The sequence below is a fragment of the Dorea sp. YH-dor226 genome, assembly GCF_039832105.1.
Lineage (GTDB): Bacteria > Bacillota > Clostridia > Lachnospirales > Lachnospiraceae > Dorea_A.
The window spans coordinates 15,732-40,505 of sequence record NZ_JBDOHS010000020.1 but is presented as its reverse complement, the minus strand read 5'-3'; the positions used below and the strand labels follow the sequence as shown (position 1 = coordinate 40,505).

Here is a 24,774-nt window from a genome sequence, read left to right as displayed (position 1 = left end):
GTGAACCAGTATATCATGAAGGATAATGTCAAGGTCAGGTAGTATTCTCTTCGAGAATCTCCACCTTTCCCTTGACATTATCTTGGGGGTGAAGTGTTACCAATCATTGACACCTATACACACCGTACCATTTTACCGCACAGGCACATATTGACAGCCAATTGCAAAATATCTATAATGAAAGTGATTACTTGCATTGCGGATGGGAGAGACGGAAAATGGATGAAACCAGTCAGAAGATCATAGATGCGGCGATGTCGCTTGTGAGAGATAAGGGCTATGTTGCGACCACGACAAAGGATATTGCGCGGGAAGCAGGGGTGAATGAGTGCACGTTGTTCCGCAAGTTCCAGTCCAAAAAGGATATCGTATTAAGTGGTATGGAGCAGGAGAGGTGGCGCGGCAATCTGACGCCGGAGGCTTTCAGGAACATTCAGTGGGAGCTTGTGCCTGATCTTGAGATGTTTATGACAGAATATATGAACCGGATCACGCCGGATTTTGTAAGGCTGTCGATCGGACTCAGAGCGCCGCAGCTGTACGAAGAAGCAGCGCCGCTCGTGATGAAAGTCCCACAGGCATTTCTGTCCACTCTGACGGAATATTTTCAGGAGATGGAACGCCGTGGAAAGCTTCCGCATATGGATTTTGAATGCCTTGCACTGACAATCTTTTCCAGTACGTTCGGATATACATTTTTGAATGCATCCTTTGGGGATCAGCTTTTTTCTGTCAGCCGGGAGCAGTATATCAGGCAGTCGGTTCAGACATTTATTCAGGGAATCCAGAATCAGAAATAGCAGGAATTGCGGTACCATCAATGCGTGGTGCCGTATATTTATCACTGATATGCAAGCAAGTACGTGCATATATAATAAGGAAGGAGATCATTATGGAGATTACGGGAGCGGAATTATTTGTAAAAGCCTTGAAAGAAGAAAACGTGGAGACGTTGTTTGCCTATCCGGGAGATCAATCAGGTCTTTGAACATGCCGTGATTGCAACGGATGTGGGACAGAATCAGATGTGGGCGACTCAGTTTCTGGAGCTTACTCCGAAGAAGCAAATGTTGACTTCGGGAGGTCTTGGAACCATGGGGTATGGTCTTCCGGCGGCAATCGGAGTGCAATTGGGAAATCCGGATAAAGATGTCATTGCTATCTGTGGGGACGGCGGTATTCAGATGAATATTCAGGAGATGGTTACGGCGATCGTGTATGAGCTTCCGATCATTATCTGTATCTTGAATAACGGATATCTGGGAAATGTCCGCCAGTGGCAGGAAATGTTTTTTCAGAAACGGTATTCCTGCACCTGTCTTCGATACCGGAAAAGTTGCCAGATTACCTGCAATACACCGTCTGCCTGTTGTCCCGAATATGTCCCTGATTTTATCCGGTGGGCAGAAAGCTATGGCGCGAAGGCAATTCGAGTGAAGCGGCAGGAAGAGATCAAGATGGCACTGGAAGAAGCAAAGAATACAAAATCCGTTCCAACCGTGATTGAATTTATCATTGATCCAGAGATGAATGTGCTGCCCATTGTACCTCCGGGAAGTTCCATCGATGATATGATGATGGAAGATGAGAAAAAATTCAATGAGGCAGAAAGAAATTGACAATCAAAGGAGAAATCTATAATATAAAAGAAAGGAGTTAGCGCAAACTAACAAAAAGGATACGCCGACGAGGCGTTTTCTTTTGTAACATGGGTTAGTCAAAACTAATATGTGGAAAGGAGAAGAAGTATGAGCGTAGTAATCATAGGTGGAAATGAATGCATGGTACGACAGTATAAAGAATTATGTCAGGAATATCAGTGTGAAGCAAAGGTGTATCCCAAGCAGAAAAGCAGCCTGAAGGGAATAGGAAGTCCGGACCTGCTGGTGTTATTTACCGGAACGGTATCGCATAAAATGGTGCGAAATGCGCTCAGTGAAACGAAAGGTCAGGATGTGAAAGTGATTCGATCACATACAAGCTCCATGTCAGCATTAAAGAATATCCTGGAAGAAAATGTAGAGTAGAATTACCAATAACGTCCTTAAAAATGTACAATATTGCAAAAATACGTCCTTAAAAGTGTTGACTAAGAATATTTTCAGGTATAAAGTTAAGAATAAAGACATATAATGTGTTGTAGGACGGAGGGATATTATGAAACGATTCGCCTTGGATAAACTGAAAGAATGGAAAGAAAAAAAGGGCAGAAAGCCGCTGATTATCCGTGGAGCCAGACAAGTTGGAAAGACCTGGCTCATGAAAGAATTCGGGAATACGTGCTTTGAAAAAGTTGCATATGTGAATTTTGACAGTAATCCAAGGATGCAGCAGGTATTCGATGGTGAGATTAGTATTGAAAGAATCGTTCTTGCAATCAGTGCAGAGACAGGAGTGTCAATTGACAGTAAAAGTACACTTCTGATCTTTGATGAGGTACAGGAAGTTCCAAAAGCTTTGTCCGCTTTAAAGTATTTTTATGAAAATGCACCGGAATATGCAATTGTTGCAGCTGGATCGCTTTTAGGAATCGCATTGCATAAAGGAACATCTTTCCCGGTCGGAAAAGTTGATTTCATGGATCTCTACCCAATGAGTTTTCAGGAATTCCTTTGTGCTCTAGGAGAAGAACGGTTTGTGTCTCTGTTACAGGGGACAGACATCGGGATGGTGACGATGTTTAAATCAAAATATATTGACCGGCTACGTGAATATTATTATGTGGGAGGAATGCCGGAAGTGGTGCAGACATTTGTTGACACCAGAGATTGGAATAAGGTTCGTGAAATTCAGAAGAATCTTCTTGACTATTATCAGCAGGATTTCTCAAAGCATGCGGAAGTTTCGCTTGTTCCGAGACTGAATCTTGTTTGGAATTCTATTCCGATGCAGCTCGCTAAAGAAAATAAAAAGTATATATACGGTCAGGTCAGAGAAGGAGCACGTGCAAAAGATTTTGAACTTGCAATTCAGTGGCTGCTTGACTGTGGATTAATTCATAAAGTTCAGAGAGTGAATAAACCATCATTGCCATTGAAAGCATATGTAGATTTTAATGCGTTTAAGATATATTTAGCGGATATAGGTTTATTGATTGCGATGGCAGATCTTGATGCCAGGGTGATTATTGATGGAAATCGGATTTTTACAGAATTTAAGGGAGCATTAACGGAGCAGTATGTTCTTCAGCAATTGGTTTCAGAAGTCGGAATAGACCCCTATTATTATTCTACCGCTAATTCAAAAGGGGAGATTGATTTCCTGTTGCAGGGAAAAACATCTGTGATTCCGGTAGAAGTCAAAGCAGAGGAAAATCTTCGTGCAAAGAGTCTAAAGGCATTTTGTGATAAATACGAACCGAAATATGCAGTCAGGACATCTATGTCAGATTATCGTGCTCAGGAGTGGATGACGAATATTCCGCTTTATAATATTGACAGAATCAGAGATTATCTGGAAAAATGAAGGAACATTACAAAACAGATTGAAAGGAGAAAGATATATTTCAGCCTGCAAAAAAGCGGAAATATAGCTTGATGAGTTGATAGTGGGCATATATTGAAAATAAAGTAAAATAAACCCCGTAAGATGGGATAGATAATATGAGAGAACAGAAATTGGATGATAGGTAAGGGTAAAATTATAAGATTTTTCATACATCGCCAAGTGTATGGTCTGAATCCAAAGAATGACGGGGAGTTCTGAGAACATAGAGGGTGCAGCAAGACAGAAATATTATAAATGCCCATATCAGACGGTGGTACTGGTATCTCATCGGAAATCGACGATGAATGTGGCGGATGCAGTTTATGAGATGGAAAACGGACGGATTTCCTGAAAAACGGACATAAAGTATTGCAGGAATGATAAGTGTGTAATATGATGAGAAGTACCAGGAGGTGCCGGATTATGGGAACTTTCATCGTGTCTCTGTTGCTGGCGGGAGCAGCCGTGTTGGCTGTACGCAGCATGATAAAGCGTAAAAAAGACGGAAAATCTCTGCAATGCGGAGGGGACTGTGCCAATTGCAGCAGACACTGTCATTAAACTGAATGAAATACAATAATTATAATCAGTAATTCTGCGAACAGGGCTGTTAAAAAACGGCCCTGTTTGACATTTGTCTGATGACGGATATAATAGTGACAGAAGATAGAAATGACAGAAGATAGAAATGACAGGAGAACGATAAGATGCAAATAAAACATGAAAAACATAAGCCGGGGAAGATCCGGGAGATCCTTTCCAGAAAACAGATGTCAGAAGCATTTGTCAACAGTGCGTTTCTTGCATTGTCCGGAGGATTTCAGGATGCTTATACGTATAACACAAGAGAAGAAGTATTTTCCAATGCACAGACAGGAAATGTAGTGCTGATGAGTCAGCACTTTATGGCAGGAGAATGGCAGGCAGCATTTCGGTATCTGCTTCCTTTGCTTGCATTTGCAATGGGGGTTCTGATTGCAGAGCAGATACAGCATCGTTATAAATATGCAAAACGGCTGCACTGGCGTCAGGGTGTTTTACTGATTGAGATTGCAATCCTGTTTCTGGTAGGATTTATTCCCGTCAGATATAATATGGCAGCAACGGTGTTTGTTTCTTTTGCATGTGCCATGCAGGTACAGAGTTTTCGTAAGGTAGACGGATACTCTTATGCAAGTACCATGTGTATCGGCAACCTTCGAAGCGGAACTGCGTCACTGTCCGTGTATCTGAGAGAAAAGAAACCGGAACAGCTCAGGCAGTGCTTCTATTATTTTGGAATTATTCTGTTATTTGCAATTGGTGCCGGTGTCGGAGGTAATCTGTCTGCGACGTATGGCATTCATATGATCTGGTTTTCCTGTGGTCTTCTTCTGATCAGTTTCTTTCTGATGTCACTGGAAAAATGGAAGTGAATATGATATATTACACTTGATATAAAACTGCAGGTGTCAGTTCGATAGAGTCTGTCGCAACTGGTGAAAAGGGAAACAGGTGCAAATCCTGTGCGAACTCGTCACTGTGAGCAGGGAACAGGGAAGCCGATATGTCACTGAGAGATCGGGAAGACAGCTTCTTATGTGTGGATCTGCAAGTCAGGAGACCTGCCTGTAGTGTACACGGGACAGATCAGATGATAAGTCCCAGGCCACGAGTAATTGGTCGTACATGAATGTAATATAAGTCATTCGTGCGCCCTCTTACAGATGCCTTCGTAAGAAGGCGTTTTTTCGTACATCTATGTAAAGGTGTATACGAAAGGATTCGGTTGAAAAGAAGGAGGAAAAGAAGAGTATGAAGCGTAACACGAAACGATTGCTGGCATTGTTCCTGACAGCAGCACTTACGGTGACTCCGATCTCGGCAGTCCGGGCACAGGATTCCGGAGAATCCGGGGAAAGTATCCGGACAGAAGAGGTGGCTGTGGCAGAAGAGCCGGCGATTCAGGAAGAAAATCCGGTGGTTCAGGGTGAAGAACCGACATTGCAGACAGAAGACGAAAAAGCGGACGAAGAACAGGAAAGTCTTCTGCAAGATCCGCCTGAAGACGTGCAGACAGAAGAGAGTATGAATACGGTACAGACTTCAGATGTATTCGGAAAGACCACTGTATTTTCAGACGGGGAATATCTTCCTGCAGAATTTACTTTTACCGGGGGCACCGGAAAGGTACAGATCACCTGCGAAAAGGTTGTGATCAAAGAAGGAAATATCACTGCATGGATCGTATTTAGCAGTGACAAGTATACAACAGTTGAGATAAATGGAACGAAATATACATCAGAAATGATTGATGGGAAGAATACATTCAAGATCCCGGCGGATCTGAACTGTGATCTGTCGATCGCAGCGCTGACAACCGCAATGAGTCAGGAACGATGGGTGAATTACACGATCCATATTACACTTCCTGAGGGAAGTACTCCGATTACAGACCAGGAACCAGAACCGGCCCCGGGAGAGAATCCCGGAGAAGAGTCTGGTGAGGAAGAAGAACCGGGAGAAGAGGAACCGGGAACACCTGCACTTGCAGATGGTATGTATCATATGGATGTAACTACCAGTTCTTCCATGTTTAAAGTTGTAGATTGTGTACTGATTGCAGGAACGGGTCAGATGCGCGCGGTGATTACTTTAAGTGGTACCGGATATGACAAGCTCTATATGGGAACTGCTGAGGAAGCAAAAAATGCAGATGCATCCGAGCTCATTTCCTACGTACCGGATATGACGGGGAAATATACGTTTGAGATTCCGGTCAGCAGCCTTGATACAGCAGTTGCGATTGCAGCACATTCGGTAAGCAAAGATACATGGTATGACCGTACTTTGACAATACATTCAGAAAATGCCAGAAAATTTGTAGAAGATGGTATATACCGGATGAATGTGGAATCCAGTGCGAGTATGTTTAAAGTGATCAATTGCTTGCTTACTGTTGAGAACGGTAATATGAGCGCGGTGATTACTTTAAGTGGCACCGGATATGACAAACTGTATATGGGAACTGCCAAAGAAGCAGAGAATGCTCCGGCGGAGGATATGATTCCGTTTCTTGTAAATTCGGAAGGAAAATATACATATATTGTACCGGTAGCAGGTCTGGATGCAGAGATTGAAGTTGCAGCACATTCCATCAGTAAAGATCTGTGGTATGATCGTAAGCTGACTTTCCTGACAGAAGGAATGGAAAAGCAGGAACTGCCGTCGGGAGATGATACACCGACAGAAGATCCGTCGGGAGGAAATTCGTCAGGGAACACACCGTCAGGTGGAACCGGCAATTCATCTGCCAACAATGGTACTCCGGATACAGAGTCAAAATATGAGTCTGATTTAAGCGGAGGAACCGGACGTGTGAACAGTGAAACTGCATTAAAGGATGGAGTATACACTCCGGATAAGTTCTCATGGTCAGGCGGAACCGGAAGAGTAGGTATCTCCTGTAACAAAGTGACGATTACAGGAGGAAAAGCGTATGCAACTCTGGTATTTGGAAGTGATAAATATCAATATGTCAAAGCAAACGGGAATGTATACTATCCAAGCTCAAAGGGAAATGGTTCCACAACATTTGTGATTCCGGTTGCTTTGAATAAGAATAATCAGATCATCGGTATGACAACAGCCATGTCTGCTGCACATGAAATCACATATACAATATTTATCTATCTTGCCGAGGCGGCAAAAGCAGATGGAATGAATGTAAGTGGCATGGCCGGAAGCAATGAAAAGCTTGATGACGAGGCACCTGAGATTCTGGGGCTGGAGTATGAATCTGAAACAGAGATTGCATATGCTGAGTATTTCAGAATCTATCATTATAAAGGCGGCATTACGCTTCTGGAGATTGATCTTACAAAGGATACGCTAAGAGATCCCGAGAAAAAGACGGACGAAGAAACAGATTCCGAAGATGCGACAGAGGATGAGAAAGATTCAGAACTGACACCTTCGCAGGAGGCAATTGTACAGCTTTATCACGGAAATGTTGTGAAATACCTGATCGTACCGGAAGATACAGAGATTCCGGCAGGTCTGGATAAAGAGATGATTGTCATTGAAAAACCTGCAGAGCATGTATATGCTGCGGCCGAGGAAGCTCTTCTGTCAATGGAAGATCTGGAACTTCTGGAAACAATTGCGGCCATTGGATATGAGAAAGCAGATTGTCCGTCAGAAAAGATTGCAGAAGCGCTGGGTAAAGAAGAGATCGTCTATGCGGGATCTTTTGATGATCCGGATTATAAAGCTTTACTGAAGTGTAAATGTGATCTCAGTATCTTCCCATCAGAACTGCTTCCGAAAGACGAGGAGGAGCAGGAAGAGAAGATGGAGATTCTGGATGCCATCATCGAAAGGCATACGATTCTGGAACTTCCGATGTTTGTAGATCGTTCGGCAGATGAAGAGGAAGAACTTGCACAGAAAGAGTGGGTGAAAGTCTACGGTGCATTGTTCGGTTGTGAAGAGAAGGCCGCAGAATTATTCGATGCAGCCTGCAAAGATGCGAAGTAAGAGAAAAGAGACATGATGATGAGAAAAAAAGTTTACCAATTGATCTGTGTTATGCTTTGTGTAACTATGATGACAGCCGGTGTTCTGACCGGCTGTAAGGCAAAAGAAGATACTTCAACCGGTCAGAGCGCACAGGGGGAAGGGGGCAGCACAGATGCTTCGGAACAGGAAGAAGAGGTACCTGTAATTCAGGGGCTGGAATATGAGCGTACAATGGAACTTGATTATGCGGAAGCATTTGATGTGTATTACTATCGTGAAGGATATAAGCTGATTGATGTGCATAATGACAGAAGGTATCTGATCGTGCCGGAGGAAAGTGATGTTCCAAAAGAGCTTGACAGCGATATCATTGTTCTGGAACAGCCTTTGGACTGTATCTATCTGGCAGCAACTTCTGCCATGGCACTGTTTGATGCGATCGATTCGATCGGAGCTATACGAATGTCAGGAACACAGGCTTCCGGATGGTATATTGAACATGCGGTGGAAGCGATGGAAGCCGGGGATATCATATATGCAGGAAAGTATAGTGAGCCGGATTATGAGATGCTGATTGATGAGGGGTGCGATCTGGCGATTGAATCTACCATGATATTACATACCCCGAAGGTTCAGGAAATGATAGAGGATCTTGATATTCCGGTATTCATTGACCGTTCCAGCTACGAGTCTCATCCGCTCGGAAGAACAGAATGGGTGAAACTTTATGCGGCTATGATGAATCAGGAGACGGTGGCAGAAGAATTTTTTGCTGAGCAGACAGAGATCATAGAACAGTTGAAAGATTTCAAAAATACAGAAAAGACCGTGGCATTTTTCTATGTCAGTACAAATGGAACAGTGGTAGTCAGAAAGAGTGAAGATTACATCCCGAAGATGATAGAGATTGCAGGAGGAAGATATGTGTTCGAAGATCTGGAGAACAAGGAGAGTGACAGCGCAGCAGTTGATCTTTCGATGGAAGAATTTTATGCGGTTGCACAGGATGCAGATTATCTGATCTATAATTCCAGTATCGACAATCCGATTGAGAGTATCGAAGATCTGACTGCAAAGGATGAGCTGTTTCAGGAATTTAAGGCGGTGAAGGAAGGCAATGTCTGGTGTACTGGAAAGTATCTTTATCAGGCTACTGATATTGTGGGAAATCTGATCGCAGATATTCACCTGATGCTTACAGATGGAGATGAAAGCCAGATGACATTTTTGTACCATGTGAATTAAGCCGGCCCATGTGCCGGATGGGAAAAAGAGGAAAAGGTTATGGAGAAGAAAAAACAGAGGATATCCAGATATATTCTGGTCTTTACAGTGTTGGGGGTCTGTTTCTGCGTGATTACGGTATTGAATATCAATACTGGAAATGTACAGATTACATTACCGGAGATCGTGAAAATATTATTCTGCCATGAGGGTGATGCTGTTGCAATGAATATTATCTGGAAGATCCGCCTTCCAAGAGTGCTGATGGCAGCAATTCTTGGCGGGGCACTGTCCTTGTCGGGGTTTCTTCTTCAGACCTTTTTTTCGAATCCGATCGCGGGACCATTTGTACTGGGAATCTCTTCCGGAGCGAAGATGGTCGTGGCACTGACGATGATCGTATTTCTGAAATATTATCGTGCGATATCATCGTATACTTTGATCTTTGCAGCGTTTGTCGGAGCGTTGATCTCTACCGGATTCATTCTTCTGATGTCCGGAAAACTGAATCATATGGCGACGCTTCTGGTTGCGGGGATCATGATCGGTTATATCTGTTCTGCAATTACGGATTTTGTTGTGACCTTTGCAGATGATTCTGATATCGTGAATCTGCATGGCTGGTCACAGGGCAGCTTTTCGGGAATGAACTGGAGTAATGTTAAGGTGGCTGCGTTACTGGTAGGAGTGACGCTGATTTTGACATTTTTATTGTCGAAACCGATCGGGGCGTATCAACTGGGAGAAGCTTATGCACAGAGTATGGGCGTGAATATCCGGTGGTTCCGCGTGTCTCTGATTCTGTTATCCAGTGTCTTTTCGGCATGTGTGACAGCATTTGCGGGGCCGATCTCATTTCTGGGAATTGCAGTGCCGTATCTTGTAAAACAGGCACTTCATACAGCAAAACCATTGATTGTAATTCCCGGCACTTTCCTCGGCGGGGCTGTATTCTGTATGATGTGTGATCTGATCGCAAGAATGGCTTTTGCTCCGACGGAGCTGAATATCAGTACGGTAACTTCAATTTTTGGTGCTCCGGTTGTCATCTTTATGATGCTTCACCGGCAGAAAGAGAGGTAGAAGATGGCAGAATATTATGTACAGATGCAGAATCTGACTGTCGGTTATCATGGAATTCCATTGATCAGGGATATCAATATCGGAATAGAAAAAGGAGAGATCGTGACGTTGATTGGTCCAAACGGGGCCGGCAAGTCGACGATCTTAAAAAGTATCATCCGGCAGCTTAAGACAATCTGCGGGAGTGTATATGTAGAGAAGGATGAGCTCAGAGACCTCTCATACAGACAACTATCTACCAGAATGGCAGTTGTTCTGACAGAACGGATGAAACCGGAACTGATGACGTGTCGTGATATTGTTGCAACCGGTCGTTATCCGTATACCGGTAAGCTGGGAATACTGACTGCGGAAGATGAAGAAAAAGTGGATGAAGCGATGGCAGCAGTACATGCAGAAGAACTTCAGAATCTGAGCTTTGATGCGATCAGCGACGGGCAGCGTCAGAGGATACTTCTGGCGCGCGCGATCTGTCAGGAACCGGAGGTCCTGATTCTGGATGAACCGACTTCTTATCTGGATATAAGATATAAACTGGAGCTTCTTGCAATCTTAAGAAGGATGGCAAAGGAGAAAAAAATTACAGTGATCATGTCCCTGCACGAGATTGATCTTGCACAGAAGATCTCAGATAAAATTCTCTGTGTAAAGGGGGATGCAATATCCCATTACGGAACCCCGGAAGAGATATTCAAAGAAGATCTGCTCCGTGATCTGTACGAGATAGATAATGGATATTTTGATCCTTGTTTTGGCAGTATTGAACTGCCGAGACCGGAAGGAAAGCCGCGGATATTTGTAATATCTTCCTGCGGGACGGGGATTCCGGTCTACCGGAGGCTTCAGAAAGAGAATATTCCGTTTGCAGCGGGAATTCTGTATACGAATGATGTGGATTACCAGCTTGCCAGACTTCTTGCAGTTCAGGTTGTGACGGAAGAACCCTTTCAGCCGGTCAGTGACCATGCGTATCAGAAAGCCATTTCCCTGATGGAAGAATGTGAACTGATACTGGATGCCGGTGTAAAGATCGGCTCCTGTAATCAGAGAATGAAAGAACTTTTGCTTATGGCAGAGCGTATGGGAAAGCTGAAAAAGACGAAAAGAACAGTCATCTAAATATAATCTTAATACGTATACGCGAATATTATTACCTTCTTAATACAAAATCCTTTATGATAAAGGTAGAAAAAGAAGGTGATAATATGTTGACGAATATGATATTGATATTGGTTATGGTGGCTGCGGGAGCGTATGGATACTATCTGACATTCCGCTTGGATGGCTGGCTTACGGAAGACAAAAAGCAGAAATTGAAAGATGAAGAAGCGCAGAGCGGGGAAGCCTGCGCTCTATTATTTGGAAGCGGAAGCCGGATGAAGCTTCTGGAACAATGGGTAAGAAATCACGGATTGCTTCCGATTGTGATCGAAGAGATCGGTATTCGCAGAGAATGGAATAATATTTGTCTGGTCGTTGCAGCGTCAGAGTCTGACGAGGACAATCTCTGTATCTGTAAACTGATTCAGAAGATGTATCATACGGAACAGGTATATGGAATCTGTAATGACAGATTGAACGAGGCGATGTATGATCGTTTTCATATTCGGATTCTGAAAGAAAATGCTGAGATTACCCGGCAGTTGGAAGGAATGTTTCAGAGAAATGAGGCAGGGGTGGCATGAAGATGAAGATTCGAAGACTGACGCAGACACAGATGATCGTAGTTGGTTATCTGCTGATTATTTTGATCGGAGCGATGCTTCTGATGCTTCCGGCTGCAAGCAGAGATGGTAAAGTGACTCCCTTTATTGACGCATTATTTACCTCTGCTTCTGCATCCTGCGTGACGGGACTGGTAATTGCAGATACATATCAGAAATGGACGATGTTTGGACAATGTGTTATATTGCTGCTGATTCAGATAGGTGGACTGGGGTTTATGACGATCGGAGTGTTTTTTGCGATTATTCTCCATCGCAAGATCGGGCTGGTCATGCGGGGAACACTGCAGGAGAGTGTCAATATTCAGCAGATTGGCGGAATTGTACGTCTCGCAAAAAAAATCATGCAGGGAACGCTGGTATTTGAAGGAACGGGTGCTGTCATTCTTGCACTTAGGTTTCAGAAAGATTTTGGTTGGGTCAGAGGGATTTATTACGGAATCTTTCATTCCATATCTGCTTTCTGTAATGCAGGATTTGACCTGATGGGAACAAGGGAAGCCTACAGTTCTTTTACATGGTATGACGGAGATCCGGTAATCAATATTGTGATCATGTTCCTGATCATTATTGGCGGAATCGGGTTTTTTGTCTGGAATGATGTTGCGATCCATAAGTTCCATGTTACCAGATATCGTCTTCATACTAAGATTGTACTTACGACGACGGCGATACTGATCGTATCCGGTGCGATTCTTCTGTATCTGTTTGAAGCAGACCGGACGCTTGCCGGCATGTCCGGATCGGAGAAGATATTCTGTTCCCTGTTCGGGTCCGTGACTGCAAGAACGGCAGGATTTAATACCGTAGATACTGCCGCACTTTCAGACAGCAGTAAGATTGTTACGATTCTTCTGATGTTTATCGGAGGAAGTCCGGGCTCTACTTCAGGAGGAATTAAGACGACAACGTTTGTGGTACTTCTTGTATACGTCAGTGCCAATCTGAAAAATGAAGATTCCTGCCATATATTTGGAAGAAGACTGGATGAGGGCTCAATTCGGAAGGCAAGTACCGTTATGTGTACCAATCTGTTTCTGATCGTTGCTGCAGTTATGATATTGACTGCGATTCAGCAGGAACCGGTGATGGACATTGTGTTTGAAGTCGTATCTGCAATCGGTACGGTGGGAATGTCCACGGGAATGACCAGAGGACTCACCGGGATTTCAAAATGGGTGATTATATTTCTGATGTATTGCGGGCGGGTCGGAGGATTGACGTTTGCACTGTCTCTCAGAGGACACAGAGCAAAGTCACCCTTGAAAGAACCGGTGGAAGCAATTACAATAGGATAACGAAAGTGTGGGAGAGGAAGATATGAAATCAATATTGATTATTGGACTTGGAAGACTGGGACATCATCTGTGTGAAAATATGATTCGTCTTGGAAATGAAGTGATGATTGTAGATAAGGCGGAGGAAAAGGTAGAAGATCTGCTTCCGATCGCTACCAATGCAAAGATCGGGGACTGCACCAATGAAGAGGTTTTGCGGAGTCTGGGGGTAGGAAACTTTGATGTCTGCTTTGTGTGCATCGGGTCGAATTTCCAGAGCAGTCTAGAAATCACAAGTCTTGTGAAGGATCTGGGAGCAAGATATGTGGTTAGTAAAGCAAACCGGGATATTCATGCAAAGTTTCTGTTGAGAAACGGAGCAGACGAAGTCATCTATCCGGATAAAGATGTGGCAGAACGTCTGGCAGTAAAACACAGTACCAATAACGTGTTCGACTACATTGAACTGGCAGACGGATACTCGATCTTCGAGATATCGCCGATGAGAAGCTGGGTTGGAAGAAGTATCCGGGATATGGATATCCGGTCCAGATACCATGTCAGTGTACTTGGGATTAAAGTGGACGAACATCTTCAGCTGCTTCCGCGAGCCGATTATGTTATGAAAGCGGAGGATCACCTTATGGTGATTGGTCTGAAGAGAGATGTGGATAAAATGCTGGGGAACAGCAGATAAGAGAAGATATTTATGTTAGAAAAATTAAAATCAAACCGAAAATTAATCTATATCATACGGATGACAGTGATTCTGTTTCTTGCAGATGTCGTATGTCTTTTGTTGAACTACCTTGGGGTAGAGAAAGAAAATATCCTGATGGTATTTATGGTGGGAGTGCTGATGATCAGTACCTGTACCAGAGGATACGAATATGGCCTGATTGGTGCGGCAATCAGTGTTTTGACTTTTAATTACCTCTTTACGGTGCCGGTTCATACATTTGCCATTATGAATCCGAATGATATGACGCTGATGGTATTTTTTGTGATTGCATCACTGATTTCTTCCAGTCTTGCAGTCCGTTTTCAAAAACAGCTGATTATATCAAAGAAAAATGAAGAGACTGCGACCCGGCTGTATGAAATGTCGGAGCAGTTTATCAATGTAACCGGAAAAGAGAATATTATTCAGCTTGGAATTCATTGTATCTACGAGTATACGGGGTTTGAATGTGTGGTTGAACTTCAGGATGATACGGTCATCTCAGGAACGGGCAATGAATATACGTCTAAGGATTATCTGATGTTTCCGATCATAGGAATTGTCAAACAGATCGGTATCATGAAAATATTGAATCACAACCAGGGATTAAGTGTCGAACAGGAGTTGATCGTGAAGACGGCTGCCAATCAGATTGGAATTGCGCTGGATCGGGAGTTGATCTACACACAGCAGGAGCAGATTAAGGTTGAAGTAGAGCGGGAACACATGAAGAGCAGCATGCTTCGAAGTATATCGCATGATTTCCGGACACCACTCACAGGGATTATGGGAGACTGCGCCATTCTCCTGGATTCAGAACATGTGGAGAATGAGGTGTCCAGGCAACTGATCCGTGATGTTATGGAGCAGTCCATGTGGCTTATGAAGATGATGGAAAACATTTTGAGCATGACAAAGATTGAGAGCGGTCAGACGTATATTCACAAAAGCCCGGAAGTGGTGGATGACGTGATTAACGAGGCTTCCGGTCATGTGATAGGGTTAAAAGACAGGCGTCATTACAGAGTGTCATTACCCGATGAAGTAATCGTTGCGGAGATGGATGGAAAGATGATCGCGCAGGTGATTATTAACATTCTGGACAATGCGGTCAAGCATACGCAGGAAGACGGAGAGATAACGTTAAAGGTAAAATACAGAAATCTTCGTGTATATTTTATCATTGAAGATGACGGAGAGGGAGTGCCGGAGTCGTTACAGGACAGAATATTTGATGAATTTGTATCGACATCAGATAAAAGCACGGATCAAAAGCGCGGAATCGGGCTCGGTCTTGCAATCTGTAAGGCAGTGGTAACTGCACATGGCGGAGAAATATGGGAGGAAAACCGGGAAAACGGAGGCGCCAGATTTGTATTCTGGCTCCCGGCAAAGCAGGCAGAAGAAGATGGAAAAGAAAAAGATATTAATTGTGGAAGATGACAAGTATATTGTGAACTTTATATCGATGGCATTAAAAAAGGAAGATTATGGTTTTTATACTGCCAGAACAGTGGAAGAAGCAATCAGCCTGTTTTATGCAAATCAGCCGGATCTGGTAATCCTGGATCTGGGATTGCCTGACGGCGATGGAATGGAGGTTATTCAGAGTATCAGAGGAATATCGGATATTCCGGTCATTGTTGTCTCTGCAAGACAGGAGGAACAGGAGAAGATTCAGGTTCTGGATGCGGGAGCAGATGATTACGTCACCAAGCCGTTTCATATGGGAGAGTTAATGGCGAGAATCCGCGTGGGTCTCCGAAAACTGAACCGTGCGCGGACAGAGGAGATACAGACTGCTTTTCATACCGGAAAGCTGACGGTAGACTATGAAAAAAGAATTGTAGAGGTTGCGGATCGGGAAGTGCATCTGACGCCGATAGAGTATAAGATCCTTCTTCTGCTGATCGCAAATCGGGGCAAGGTACTGACTCATAATTATATTATTAAAGAAATCTGGGGGTATGCGGAAGATATTGATGCCGGAAATCTGAGAGTTTTTATGGCAACACTCAGAAGAAAAATTGAAGAAGATCCTGCAAATCCAGAATATATTCTGACGGAGATCGGAGTTGGATATCGGTTCCGTGAATAAATCATCTGTCAGAAATTCCCGCCATATCACAGGGAATCTTTATGTGTGCGGATGGCGGGAAAGACTTTCCAGAATATGAGGAATCTTCCGGGACTTGACATAGAGCTGATAATGCGGCTCATGGATATCCGGAAGATAATGAGCATCCGAGCAGCTGATCATGCTGCAGCGTAAAAAGTAGGGATGCTCTTTTTGTATGCGGTGAAGGTGATCATAGGTTGTGATCTCTGCACAGGTAAAGGAACTGTCAGGCGGAACGAATCCCAGATTAGATAACAGACTGGTTGTAGACTTGTCGATATGTGCAGGATATGCAATCCCCTGATAAGAATTCACCAGGTCAAAAACTTCATCAAATGAGATGGATGTAGCACTGATCAAAAGTCGTTCTTCAATTTCGGTAACCTGATCAGATTCATCCATAATCTGTTGTTCGCCAAAGATATTTTTTTTATTTTTGATCGGAAGGATACGTTCATAGACATATTCGTCAAAATCCATTGCATTTTTCAACTCTGGAAACAGGCATACAACATGAACTTCTTCCGACGTGGTCAGTTCCATGCCCGGAATGACAGTCACCCCGTATTCCTCTCCATGTTTCATGGCAGCAGGGCAGTTTTTACAGGAATTATGATCTGTCAGCGCAATCACATCCAGTCCTTTGACCGCGGCCATGCCCACGATGTTTGCCGGAGTCATGTCGTCATCTCCGCAGGGAGACAGACAGGAATGAAGGTGAAGATCATAATATAACGGAATCATGACAGGATCTCCTGTACTTTCAGTGCAGCCTCAAAGATCGGAAGTGAGGTGGAAAAGACTGCAATGCCTTCATTTTCAGCACAGTTCAGATCTTCCTGCGAGAACTGGATTCCTTCTGCAAGAATAATGCATGATATATCTGTCAGAGAAGCAACTGCAATGGTATTCTTATTTCCCATAACAGTCACCCAGGCTCCGTTTTCCGGGGCCTTGCTCATGGCGATGCTGAGCAGGTCGCAACAGAATACTTTTTCAATGGACCGGGAAGGATCACCGGGGGTTTTCAGTGTGAAGATTCCGGAATCAGTCAGCGTTTGAACAGTTATCATAATTATTGCTCCTTTTTTTCAATTTCAGCAGTCAGCGTCTGGATGTATTTTTTCAGTGTCTGAGCAGACTCTGCTCTGATGTCTGCATCCTGCTCCTGTTCCAGAGATGCCATCAGATCGGAGATGTCTTTGGACAGGGTGCTGATATATTCATGGAAAGAATAGATACAGTCATTTTTGGTTGCCTTGCCGCGGACAATATCTTCTGCCAGTGCTCTGCACGATGGTGCACCGCAGGATCCGCAGTCCAGACCGGGAAGTTGTTCTGTCAGTTCTTCTATGGCTCCCATCATTTCAAAACTTTCCCTGAAAGAGGTGCCAAGCCGAAAGACGGGTTCATATTCTACGTAGGTGGACCACTGATAGTCTACATTATTGTAATCCTTAAGATGAGATCTTGAGACAGGAAGGTTTCTCTGTAGTTTTTTATATTTTGCAGTTGCAATATATGGATTTTCGACGGTCAGAGGACCTCCTACACAGCCGCCGTTACAGGCATTCAGCTCTACGAATTTCAGCCCGTGGAACTTTTCATCTTCCAGATCACTCAGTACCCTGAGAGCGCTCATAATACCATCACATGCAAGGTGATTATCTGTGAGAAGTCCATTACATTCTCCGCCTGCATTGCCCCATCCGATTCCAATCCGACCGGAAGCTGCCAATGGCTTCAGTGTAGATTCATCGTGTGTCATATGTTCCAGAAGGATAGGGTATACTTCTTTGATCGCCAGCACTTTGTCAATCTCACTTTTTTCAATTCCAAGAGGAGATTTGACGTAAGTCACCTTGGAAGGGCATGGTGATATAAAAAAGATACCAATGTCTTCAGAAGGAAGTCCTGTCTGTTCTATTGCTCTTTTCCGTGCGATCTCTGCAGCCACTTCGACGGGTGCTTTTAATGGAAGTAGACGCGGAATCAGTGTCGGAAATTTTACACGGATGAGTCGCAGGATGGTAGGACATGCGGTACTGATAAAGGGGGCTTCGTCAATATGCTCCTGAATATATGCATGTGAAGCTTCTGAAACAAGTTCAGCTGCCGCACTGACTTCAAAGACATCATCAAACCCCATGGAAATCAATGCGTTCAGTACAATGTCCACATTCTTCAGATTGTTAAATTGTGTATATAAAGAAGGTGCCGGTAATGCAACCGTATATTTATAATTTTTAATCTCATCAACAGAATCATAGATGGCTACTTTTGCGTGATGCGGGCAGTATCTGAGACAGCGTCCGCAGTCGATACAGAATTTCGGATTAATCTTTGCCTTTCCATTCTGTACCCGAATCGCCTGGGTAGGGCAGTATTTGATACAGTTGATGCATCCGGTGCAGGCTTTTTTATCAAGTTGTACAGAATTAATGAATTTATCCAAAAGGTTTTCCTCCTGCCGTTTAAAAATGAACGTCCATAGTGACGGTAGTTCCAACGCCTATGGTTGTGTCAATATCCATATAATCTGAATATTTTTTCATGTTCGGAAGCCCCATTCCGGCGCCAAAGCCGAGAGCGCGTACTTCCTCCGGTGCGGTTGAATAGCCCTGTTCCATTGCCTTGTCGATATCGGCAATTCCGGGACCCGTATCAGCCAGAATCATACGGATATTATCCGGACCGATTTCCACAGTGATATTACCGCCATTGGCGTGTATGACCATGTTGATCTCACCTTCATACATTGCGATTGCGACTTTCCGAATGACATTGTTGTCAATGCCCATGATCTTCAGCTTGTTCTTTACATCACTGCTGGCTTCCCCGGCACGTGTAAAGTCATCACCGGATATTTGATAGTTGAATATAAGTTTATCACTCATGAAGTTATATACCTCCGGGTAATCCGTTGCTGTAAAGTATGCCGCATGATGTGAACATACCGTGAGCAGTGCGGAGTATTACGATGTTCTTGTCTGCCGCGAGATCAAGAATCTTCTGATCCGGAACCTTGTTCCTTACAAATATGATACATATGATATCAAGCATTTCCGCAGTGCGTACGACCTGAGGATTACAAAGCCCGGTGATCAGCGCCGGATGATCATCGGCATAGGCCAGTACATCGCTCATCAGATCTGAAGAAAAAGCATAATTTACTTCTTTGTCCAGATGATCCTCGCCAAAGAGAACATCTGCATCTAACAAATTTTTAATTCTTTCTATAGTCATAAATACCTCCCGGGTGGACAGATTTATTTTTCTTAGTATAACATTGAAGAATTGTGAATGCAATTATAAAATTGTACAAAATGAACAAAAACTTTTGCTTTAGAATGAAATTTTTTTAACATATTGGATAGTGAAATAACAAACAAAGATGTCAGAAAATTAACGCAATTTGATATAGATTTTTAAAAATCTGTATGCTAGAATTAAGAGAAATGGAACTTGTTTTTGTTAACAACACCTAAATGAAGAAAAAAGGGAGGTAAAAAATAATGCTTTCTAAAAAATCTACAGTTCAATTCAATGGAACAGAAGAGCAGAAGAAAGAACTGTTAGAGATGATTCACGAACTGAAAGATGAAAAAGGTTCTCTGATGCCTATTATGCAGAGGGCGCAGGATATTTACGGATATCTGCCTATTGAGGTTCAGAAGATCATTTCTGACGAGACAGGAATTCCGTTAGAGAAGATTTATGGAGTTGCAACATTCTATTCACAGTTTAATCTGAATCCAAAGGGACGTTATCGCATCTCAGTCTGTCTTGGTACAGCCTGTTATGTAAAAGGTTCCGGGGATATCTATAATAAACTGATGGAAAAACTGGGAATCGTCGGAGGAGAGTGTACTCCGGACGGTAAGTTTTCTCTGGATGCATGCCGCTGTGTAGGAGCCTGCGGACTTGCACCGGTCATGATGGTCAATGATGAGGTATACGGCCGGCTCACGGTAGATGATATTGATGATATTCTGGCCAAATATGAATAGTTATGATGACGGAAATTGCATTGAATATACTGGATGTTACGGAAAATTCCATACGGGCGGGAGCAAGTGAGATCGAGATCAGCATAGCTGCTGATACCGAAAAAGATATATTGGAAGTATTGATAAGAGATAATGGATGTGGAATGAATGAAGAACAGCTTCAGAAAGTGACGGATCCTTTTTTTACTACGAGAACCACAAGGAAAGTAGGACTGGGCATTCCGTTTTTTAAGCAGGCGGCAGAGAGTACAGGGGGAAGCTTTACGATTCAGTCCCGTGTAAATGAAGGAACCTGTGTAAAAGCAGTGTTCGGGCTGTCGCATATAGACAGAATGCCGTTGGGGGATATCAATTCAACGATTTATACACTGGTAGTATTCAATGAATCAATTGACTTTCATTACAGATATGCATATGACGGGAAAGAATATGTGCTTGATACCAAAGAAATAAAGCACATATTAGACGGTCTGTCATTCCAGAATGCTGAGGTATCCGGGTTTATCAGAGACTATCTGGATGCCAACAAGGCTGAGGTGGATGACGGCAGGACATTATGACAACATGACGATATGGGAGGAATAATATGAAATCTCTGGAAGAATTGAGAGCAATAAGAGAAAGAAATCAGGGAAAGGTAGGTGTCCGTTCTGAGAATGAGACACAGACCCGTGTAGTTGTCGGTATGGCAACATGTGGAATTGCAAGCGGTGCAAGACCGGTACTTACAGCTCTTTCCGAAGCTGTACAGAAGGAATACCTGACAGATAAGATCAGTGTAACTCCGACCGGATGTATCGGACTGTGCCAGTATGAGCCGATCGTGGAAGTACTGGAACCGGGAAAAGAAAAAGTTACATATGTAAAGATGAACCCGGAAAAAGCGATGGAAGTATTTGAATTACATCTGAAAAAAGGACAGGTAGTTACTAAGTATACATTAGGAGCTCAGCAATTATAAGTAAAGGAGGTATAGGTCTATGTATCGTTCGCACGTTTTGGTATGTGGTGGAACAGGATGTACTTCCTCAGGCAGCCAGAAGATCAGAGAAAGATTAGAAGAAGAGATTAAGAAAAACGGATTAGAGAATGAAGTTGGTGTCGTAAAGACAGGATGTTTCGGATTATGTGCGTTAGGTCCGATTATGATCGTGTATCCGGAAGGTGCTTTTTATGCAATGGTTAAGGAAGAAGACATTCCGGAGATCGTGTCAGAGCATCTGTTAAAAGGAAGGGTTGTAAAACGTCTTCTGTATGATGAGACAGTCAAGTCAGAAGAAGTGCTTCCTCTTCAGGAAACGCAGTTTTATAAAAAGCAGCACAGAGTTGCGCTTCGAAACTGTGGTGTAATCAATCCGGAAAATATTGAAGAATATATCGGTACTCGCGGATATGAAGCACTTGGTACCGTATTGACAACGATGAAACCGGAAGAAGTAATCCAGGTGATTCTGGACAGCGGACTTCGAGGACGTGGTGGTGCGGGATTCCCGACCGGTTTGAAATGGAAGTTTGCGGCAGCGAATGACGCGGATCAGAAATATGTCTGCTGTAATGCAGATGAAGGTGACCCGGGAGCATTCATGGATCGTTCCGTACTGGAAGGCGATCCTCATGTTGTTCTGGAAGCGATGGCAATCGCCGGATATGCAATCGGAGCATCACAGGGATATATCTATGTGCGTGCAGAGTATCCGATCGCGGTAGAACGTCTGAATATTGCAATTAAACAGGCAAGAGAATATGGTCTGTTAGGCAAAAATATATTTGATACAGGATTTGATTTTGATATTGAACTCCGCCTTGGTGCTGGAGCATTCGTATGTGGTGAAGAGACAGCTCTTATGACTTCGATAGAAGGAAACAGAGGAGAGCCGCGTCCGCGTCCGCCGTTCCCTGCATTAAAGGGTCTGTTCCAGAAACCGACGATTCTGAATAACGTAGAGACACTGGCAAATATTCCGCAGATCATCTTAAATGGAGCAGAGTGGTTTGCATCCATGGGAACAGAGAAGTCAAAAGGAACAAAGGTATTTGCCCTTGGAGGAAAAGTTAAGAATACAGGTCTGGTAGAGATTCCAATGGGAACTACACTCCGTGAGATCGTAGAGGAGATTGGTGGCGGTATTCCGAATGGAAAGAAGTTCAAGGCTGCGCAGACCGGTGGACCATCCGGTGGATGTATTCCTGCAGAACATTTTGACGTTCCGATCGACTATGATAACCTGATCGCAATCGGTTCTATGATGGGTTCCGGTGGTCTGATCGTTATGGATGAAGATACCTGTATGGTTGATATTGCCAAGTTCTTCCTGGAATTCACCGTTGATGAATCCTGTGGAAAGTGTGCACCATGTCGTATTGGTACCAGACGTATGCTGGAGATTCTTGAAAAGATCACAAATGGTCAGGGAACCATGGAAGATCTGGACAAACTGGAGGAACTGGCAGCACATCTGAAATCCAACTCTTTGTGTGCACTGGGACAGACGGCTCCGAACCCGGTACTTTCAACGATGCGCTATTTCAGAGATGAATACATAGCTCACATCGTAGATAAGAAATGTCCGGCCGGCGTATGTAAGGCACTTCTTTCTTACAAGATCGATGCAGATAAGTGTAAAGGATGTACATTGTGTGCAAGAACCTGTCCGAATGATGCAATTATCGGTAAGGTAAAAGAGCCGCATGTGATCAATCCGGATAAGTGCGTGAAGTGTGGAGCTTGTATGGAAAAATGTCGTTTTGGTGCTATTTATAAAGAGTAATGGAGGATGGAGAATATGGAAAATATTAATCTTAAAATTAATGGCCTTGATGTATCGGCTCCTGCAGGTTCTACTATCCTTGAAGCAGCGCATATTGCAGGAATCAAGATACCGACACTGTGTTATCTGAAAGAGATCAATGAGATCGGTGCCTGCCGTATGTGTGTGGTAGAAGTAAAAGGAGCCAGAAATCTTGTGGCTGCCTGTGTACATCCGATCAATGAAGGAATGGAAGTATATACCAATACACCGAAGTTGATCGAGTCCAGAAAGAAAACACTGCAGCTGCTTTTGTCAAATCATGATAAAAAATGTCTTTCCTGTGTACGCAGTGGAAACTGTGAACTGCAGCAGCTTTGCCGCGAGTATGGAGTAGACGATGAGAATTATTATCAGGGAGCAACCAATCATTATGAGCTGGATGATTCTGCAGCACATATGATTCGTGACAATAATAAATGTATTCTTTGCCGTCGCTGTGTAGCTGTCTGTGAAAAGGTACAGGGAATCGGTGTAATCGGAGCAAACAATCGTGGATTTGATACGATGATCGGCTCTGCGTTCGGAATGGGCCTTGGTGAGACAAGCTGTGTATCCTGCGGTCAGTGTATCGCTGTCTGTCCGACCGGAGCATTATATGAGAAGGATTATACACAGAAGATTCTGGATGCAATTGCAGATCCGGACAAATATGTGGTGGTTCAGACCGCACCTTCTGTACGTGCAGGACTTGGTGAGGAATTTGGTTATCCGATGGGAACAGATGTAGAAGGCAAGATGGCAGCTGCACTTCGAAGAATCGGATTTGATAAGGTATTCGACACAGACTGGGCTGCTGACCTTACAATCATGGAAGAAGCAACAGAGCTTCTTGACAGGGTAAAGAATGGTGGAGTACTTCCGATGATCACCTCCTGTTCACCTGGATGGATCAAGTACTGTGAACACTATTTCCCGGATATGACAGAGCATCTGTCAACCTGCAAGTCTCCACAGCAGATGTTTGGTGCTATGCTGAAGACTTATTTTGCAGAGAAAGAGGGTATTGATCCGAAGAAGATCGTATCTGTCAGTGTAATGCCATGTACGGCCAAGAAGTTCGAGATCGGAAGAGATGATCAGAATGCAGCAGGTGTTCCGGATGTAGACATCGCAATTACAACACGTGAGCTTGCAAGATTGATCAAACGCTGTGGTATCGACTTTACAAGACTTCCGGATGAAGGATTTGATGATCCGATGGGCGAGTCTACCGGAGCAGGCGTTATCTTCGGAGCAACCGGCGGAGTTATGGAAGCAGCACTTCGTACTGCGGTTGAAGTACTGACCGGGGAAGAACTTGGCAACCTTGACTTCGTAGATGTTCGTGGAACACAGGGAATCAAGGAAGCATCCTATAATGTTGCCGGAATGGATATCAAGGTTGCAGTGGCATCCGGACTTGGAAACGCAAGAACACTGCTGAATAAGGTAAAAGCCGGTGAGGCAGATTACCAGTTTATTGAGATCATGGGATGTCCGGGCGGTTGTGTAAACGGAGGCGGACAGCCACAGGTATCCGGAGATGTTCGTAACTTTACGGATGTAAGAGGAATCCGTGCAGGTGTATTGTACAAGAATGATGCAGCAAAATCAATCCGTAAGTCACATGAGAATCCGGCAATCAAGAAGCTTTACGAAGAATACCTTGGCGAGCCGGGAAGCCACAAGGCACATGAAACATTACATACATCATATGTAAAGAGAACGATCAATTAATAGTTTCATATAGTCATTTAGAGAGATTTGGCACTATGATATGGTGCCAAATCTCTTTTTCTATTTTTGAGATATTGTAAAACATTTCATTTCCACCTATAATT

General features: G+C 43.7%; 25 protein-coding genes, 1 pseudogene and 1 riboswitch. Of the genes and pseudogenes, 21 read left to right on the top strand and 5 right to left on the bottom strand.

What is annotated here, in order from left to right; translation table 11 throughout:
- The first annotated feature begins 218 nt into the window (after positions 1-218).
- The 16 genes and pseudogenes from ABE547_RS13230 to ABE547_RS13155 all read left to right on the top strand — a co-directional run bounded on the left by ABE547_RS13230 (position 219) and on the right by ABE547_RS13155 (position 16,113).
- The gene (locus ABE547_RS13230) at positions 219-800 is read left to right on the top strand and encodes a TetR/AcrR family transcriptional regulator (RefSeq protein ID WP_347379226.1); all 582 of its coding nucleotides are present in this window, start codon (positions 219-221) and stop codon (positions 798-800) included.
- Between the two features lie 162 nt (positions 801-962).
- Positions 963-1,619, top strand: a pseudogene (locus ABE547_RS13225) (thiamine pyrophosphate-dependent enzyme); the annotation flags it as partial.
- Positions 1,620-1,748: 129 nt separating this feature from the next.
- Positions 1,749-2,027 (top strand): DUF2325 domain-containing protein, encoded by a 279-nt coding sequence (locus tag ABE547_RS13220; RefSeq protein WP_347379225.1) that lies wholly within the window; start codon positions 1,749-1,751, stop codon positions 2,025-2,027.
- 130 nt (positions 2,028-2,157) lie between these two features.
- Positions 2,158-3,465: an ATP-binding protein gene (locus ABE547_RS13215; RefSeq protein WP_347379224.1), complete on the top strand. Its 1,308-nt coding sequence runs from the start codon at positions 2,158-2,160 to the stop codon at positions 3,463-3,465.
- Positions 3,466-3,688: 223 nt separating this feature from the next.
- On the top strand, positions 3,689-3,838 hold the full coding sequence (locus tag ABE547_RS13210) for a hypothetical protein (protein ID WP_347379223.1): 150 nt from the start codon (positions 3,689-3,691) through the stop codon (positions 3,836-3,838).
- A 71-nt stretch (positions 3,839-3,909) separates the two neighbouring features.
- Positions 3,910-4,047, top strand: coding sequence for a FeoB-associated Cys-rich membrane protein (locus ABE547_RS13205; RefSeq protein WP_347379222.1), 138 nt, complete (start codon positions 3,910-3,912; stop codon positions 4,045-4,047).
- Between the two features lie 209 nt (positions 4,048-4,256).
- Positions 4,257-4,901, top strand: a complete 645-nt coding sequence (locus ABE547_RS13200; protein WP_347379228.1) for a YoaK family protein — start codon at positions 4,257-4,259, stop codon at positions 4,899-4,901.
- A gap of 14 nt (positions 4,902-4,915) precedes the next feature.
- A riboswitch (cobalamin riboswitch) is annotated at positions 4,916-5,113 on the top strand.
- A 167-nt stretch (positions 5,114-5,280) separates the two neighbouring features.
- Positions 5,281-8,004 (top strand): hypothetical protein, encoded by a 2,724-nt coding sequence (locus tag ABE547_RS13195; RefSeq protein ID WP_347379221.1) that lies wholly within the window; start codon positions 5,281-5,283, stop codon positions 8,002-8,004.
- Between the two features lie 12 nt (positions 8,005-8,016).
- Positions 8,017-9,231, top strand: a complete 1,215-nt coding sequence (locus ABE547_RS13190; protein WP_347379220.1) for an ABC transporter substrate-binding protein — start codon at positions 8,017-8,019, stop codon at positions 9,229-9,231.
- A gap of 39 nt (positions 9,232-9,270) precedes the next feature.
- Positions 9,271-10,293, top strand: a complete 1,023-nt coding sequence (locus ABE547_RS13185) for an iron ABC transporter permease (protein WP_347379219.1) — start codon at positions 9,271-9,273, stop codon at positions 10,291-10,293.
- Positions 10,294-10,296: 3 nt separating this feature from the next.
- Positions 10,297-11,412 carry an ABC transporter ATP-binding protein gene (locus ABE547_RS13180; RefSeq protein WP_347379218.1) on the top strand — a complete coding sequence of 372 codons (1,116 nt, stop codon included), beginning with the start codon at positions 10,297-10,299 and terminating at the stop codon, positions 11,410-11,412.
- 86 nt (positions 11,413-11,498) lie between these two features.
- Positions 11,499-11,978 carry a hypothetical protein gene (locus tag ABE547_RS13175; RefSeq protein WP_347379217.1) on the top strand — a complete coding sequence of 160 codons (480 nt, stop codon included), beginning with the start codon at positions 11,499-11,501 and terminating at the stop codon, positions 11,976-11,978.
- On the top strand, positions 11,975-13,315 hold the full coding sequence (locus tag ABE547_RS13170) for a TrkH family potassium uptake protein (RefSeq protein ID WP_347379216.1): 1,341 nt from the start codon (positions 11,975-11,977) through the stop codon (positions 13,313-13,315). The genes ABE547_RS13175 and ABE547_RS13170 overlap by 4 nt, the downstream gene beginning before the upstream one ends.
- A 22-nt stretch (positions 13,316-13,337) precedes the next feature.
- Complete coding sequence (locus ABE547_RS13165; protein WP_347379215.1) at positions 13,338-13,991, top strand: TrkA family potassium uptake protein; 654 nt, start codon at positions 13,338-13,340, stop codon at positions 13,989-13,991.
- A gap of 12 nt (positions 13,992-14,003) precedes the next feature.
- Entirely contained in the window at positions 14,004-15,458 is a 1,455-nt protein-coding gene (locus ABE547_RS13160; RefSeq protein WP_347379214.1) for an ATP-binding protein, read from the top strand.
- Positions 15,424-16,113 (top strand): response regulator transcription factor, encoded by a 690-nt coding sequence (locus tag ABE547_RS13155; RefSeq protein ID WP_347379213.1) that lies wholly within the window; start codon positions 15,424-15,426, stop codon positions 16,111-16,113. Before ABE547_RS13160 ends, ABE547_RS13155 begins: the two co-directional genes overlap by 35 nt.
- Before the next feature lie 39 nt (positions 16,114-16,152).
- Here the strand turns inward: ABE547_RS13155 and ABE547_RS13150 are convergent, their stop codons facing one another.
- Genes ABE547_RS13150 through ABE547_RS13130 form a run of 5 tightly spaced genes read right to left on the bottom strand, consistent with a single transcriptional unit; the run spans position 16,153 to position 19,380 of the window.
- A complete protein-coding gene (locus tag ABE547_RS13150) occupies positions 16,153-16,878 on the bottom strand; it encodes a PHP domain-containing protein (RefSeq protein WP_347379212.1) in 726 nt (241 codons plus the stop codon).
- A complete protein-coding gene (locus ABE547_RS13145) occupies positions 16,875-17,204 on the bottom strand; it encodes a DRTGG domain-containing protein (protein ID WP_347379227.1) in 330 nt (109 codons plus the stop codon). Before ABE547_RS13145 ends, ABE547_RS13150 begins: the two co-directional genes overlap by 4 nt.
- 5 nt (positions 17,205-17,209) lie before the next feature.
- Positions 17,210-18,589 carry a [Fe-Fe] hydrogenase large subunit C-terminal domain-containing protein gene (locus tag ABE547_RS13140; RefSeq protein WP_347379211.1) on the bottom strand — a complete coding sequence of 460 codons (1,380 nt, stop codon included), beginning with the start codon at positions 18,587-18,589 and terminating at the stop codon, positions 17,210-17,212.
- Positions 18,590-18,608: 19 nt separating this feature from the next.
- Positions 18,609-19,031, bottom strand: coding sequence for an ATP-binding protein (locus ABE547_RS13135; protein WP_347379210.1), 423 nt, complete (start codon positions 19,029-19,031; stop codon positions 18,609-18,611).
- 4 nt (positions 19,032-19,035) lie between these two features.
- Positions 19,036-19,380 (bottom strand): DRTGG domain-containing protein, encoded by a 345-nt coding sequence (locus ABE547_RS13130; protein WP_347379209.1) that lies wholly within the window; start codon positions 19,378-19,380, stop codon positions 19,036-19,038.
- 269 nt (positions 19,381-19,649) lie between these two features.
- Here ABE547_RS13130 and nuoE point away from each other — a divergent pair, with 269 nt between their 5' ends.
- Genes nuoE through ABE547_RS13105 form a run of 5 tightly spaced genes read left to right on the top strand, consistent with a single transcriptional unit; the run spans position 19,650 to position 24,670 of the window.
- A complete protein-coding gene (nuoE, locus tag ABE547_RS13125; RefSeq protein WP_235249574.1) occupies positions 19,650-20,144 on the top strand; it encodes an NADH-quinone oxidoreductase subunit NuoE in 495 nt (164 codons plus the stop codon).
- 2 nt (positions 20,145-20,146) lie between these two features.
- Positions 20,147-20,704 carry an ATP-binding protein gene (locus ABE547_RS13120; RefSeq protein ID WP_347379208.1) on the top strand — a complete coding sequence of 186 codons (558 nt, stop codon included), beginning with the start codon at positions 20,147-20,149 and terminating at the stop codon, positions 20,702-20,704.
- A 26-nt stretch (positions 20,705-20,730) separates the two neighbouring features.
- Positions 20,731-21,105 (top strand): (2Fe-2S) ferredoxin domain-containing protein, encoded by a 375-nt coding sequence (locus ABE547_RS13115; RefSeq protein ID WP_235249576.1) that lies wholly within the window; start codon positions 20,731-20,733, stop codon positions 21,103-21,105.
- A gap of 19 nt (positions 21,106-21,124) precedes the next feature.
- Complete coding sequence (nuoF, locus tag ABE547_RS13110) at positions 21,125-22,912, top strand: NADH-quinone oxidoreductase subunit NuoF (protein WP_347379207.1); 1,788 nt, start codon at positions 21,125-21,127, stop codon at positions 22,910-22,912.
- A 15-nt stretch (positions 22,913-22,927) separates the two neighbouring features.
- Positions 22,928-24,670 carry an NADH-dependent [FeFe] hydrogenase, group A6 gene (locus ABE547_RS13105; protein ID WP_347379206.1) on the top strand — a complete coding sequence of 581 codons (1,743 nt, stop codon included), beginning with the start codon at positions 22,928-22,930 and terminating at the stop codon, positions 24,668-24,670.
- Positions 24,671-24,774 lie beyond the last annotated feature (104 nt).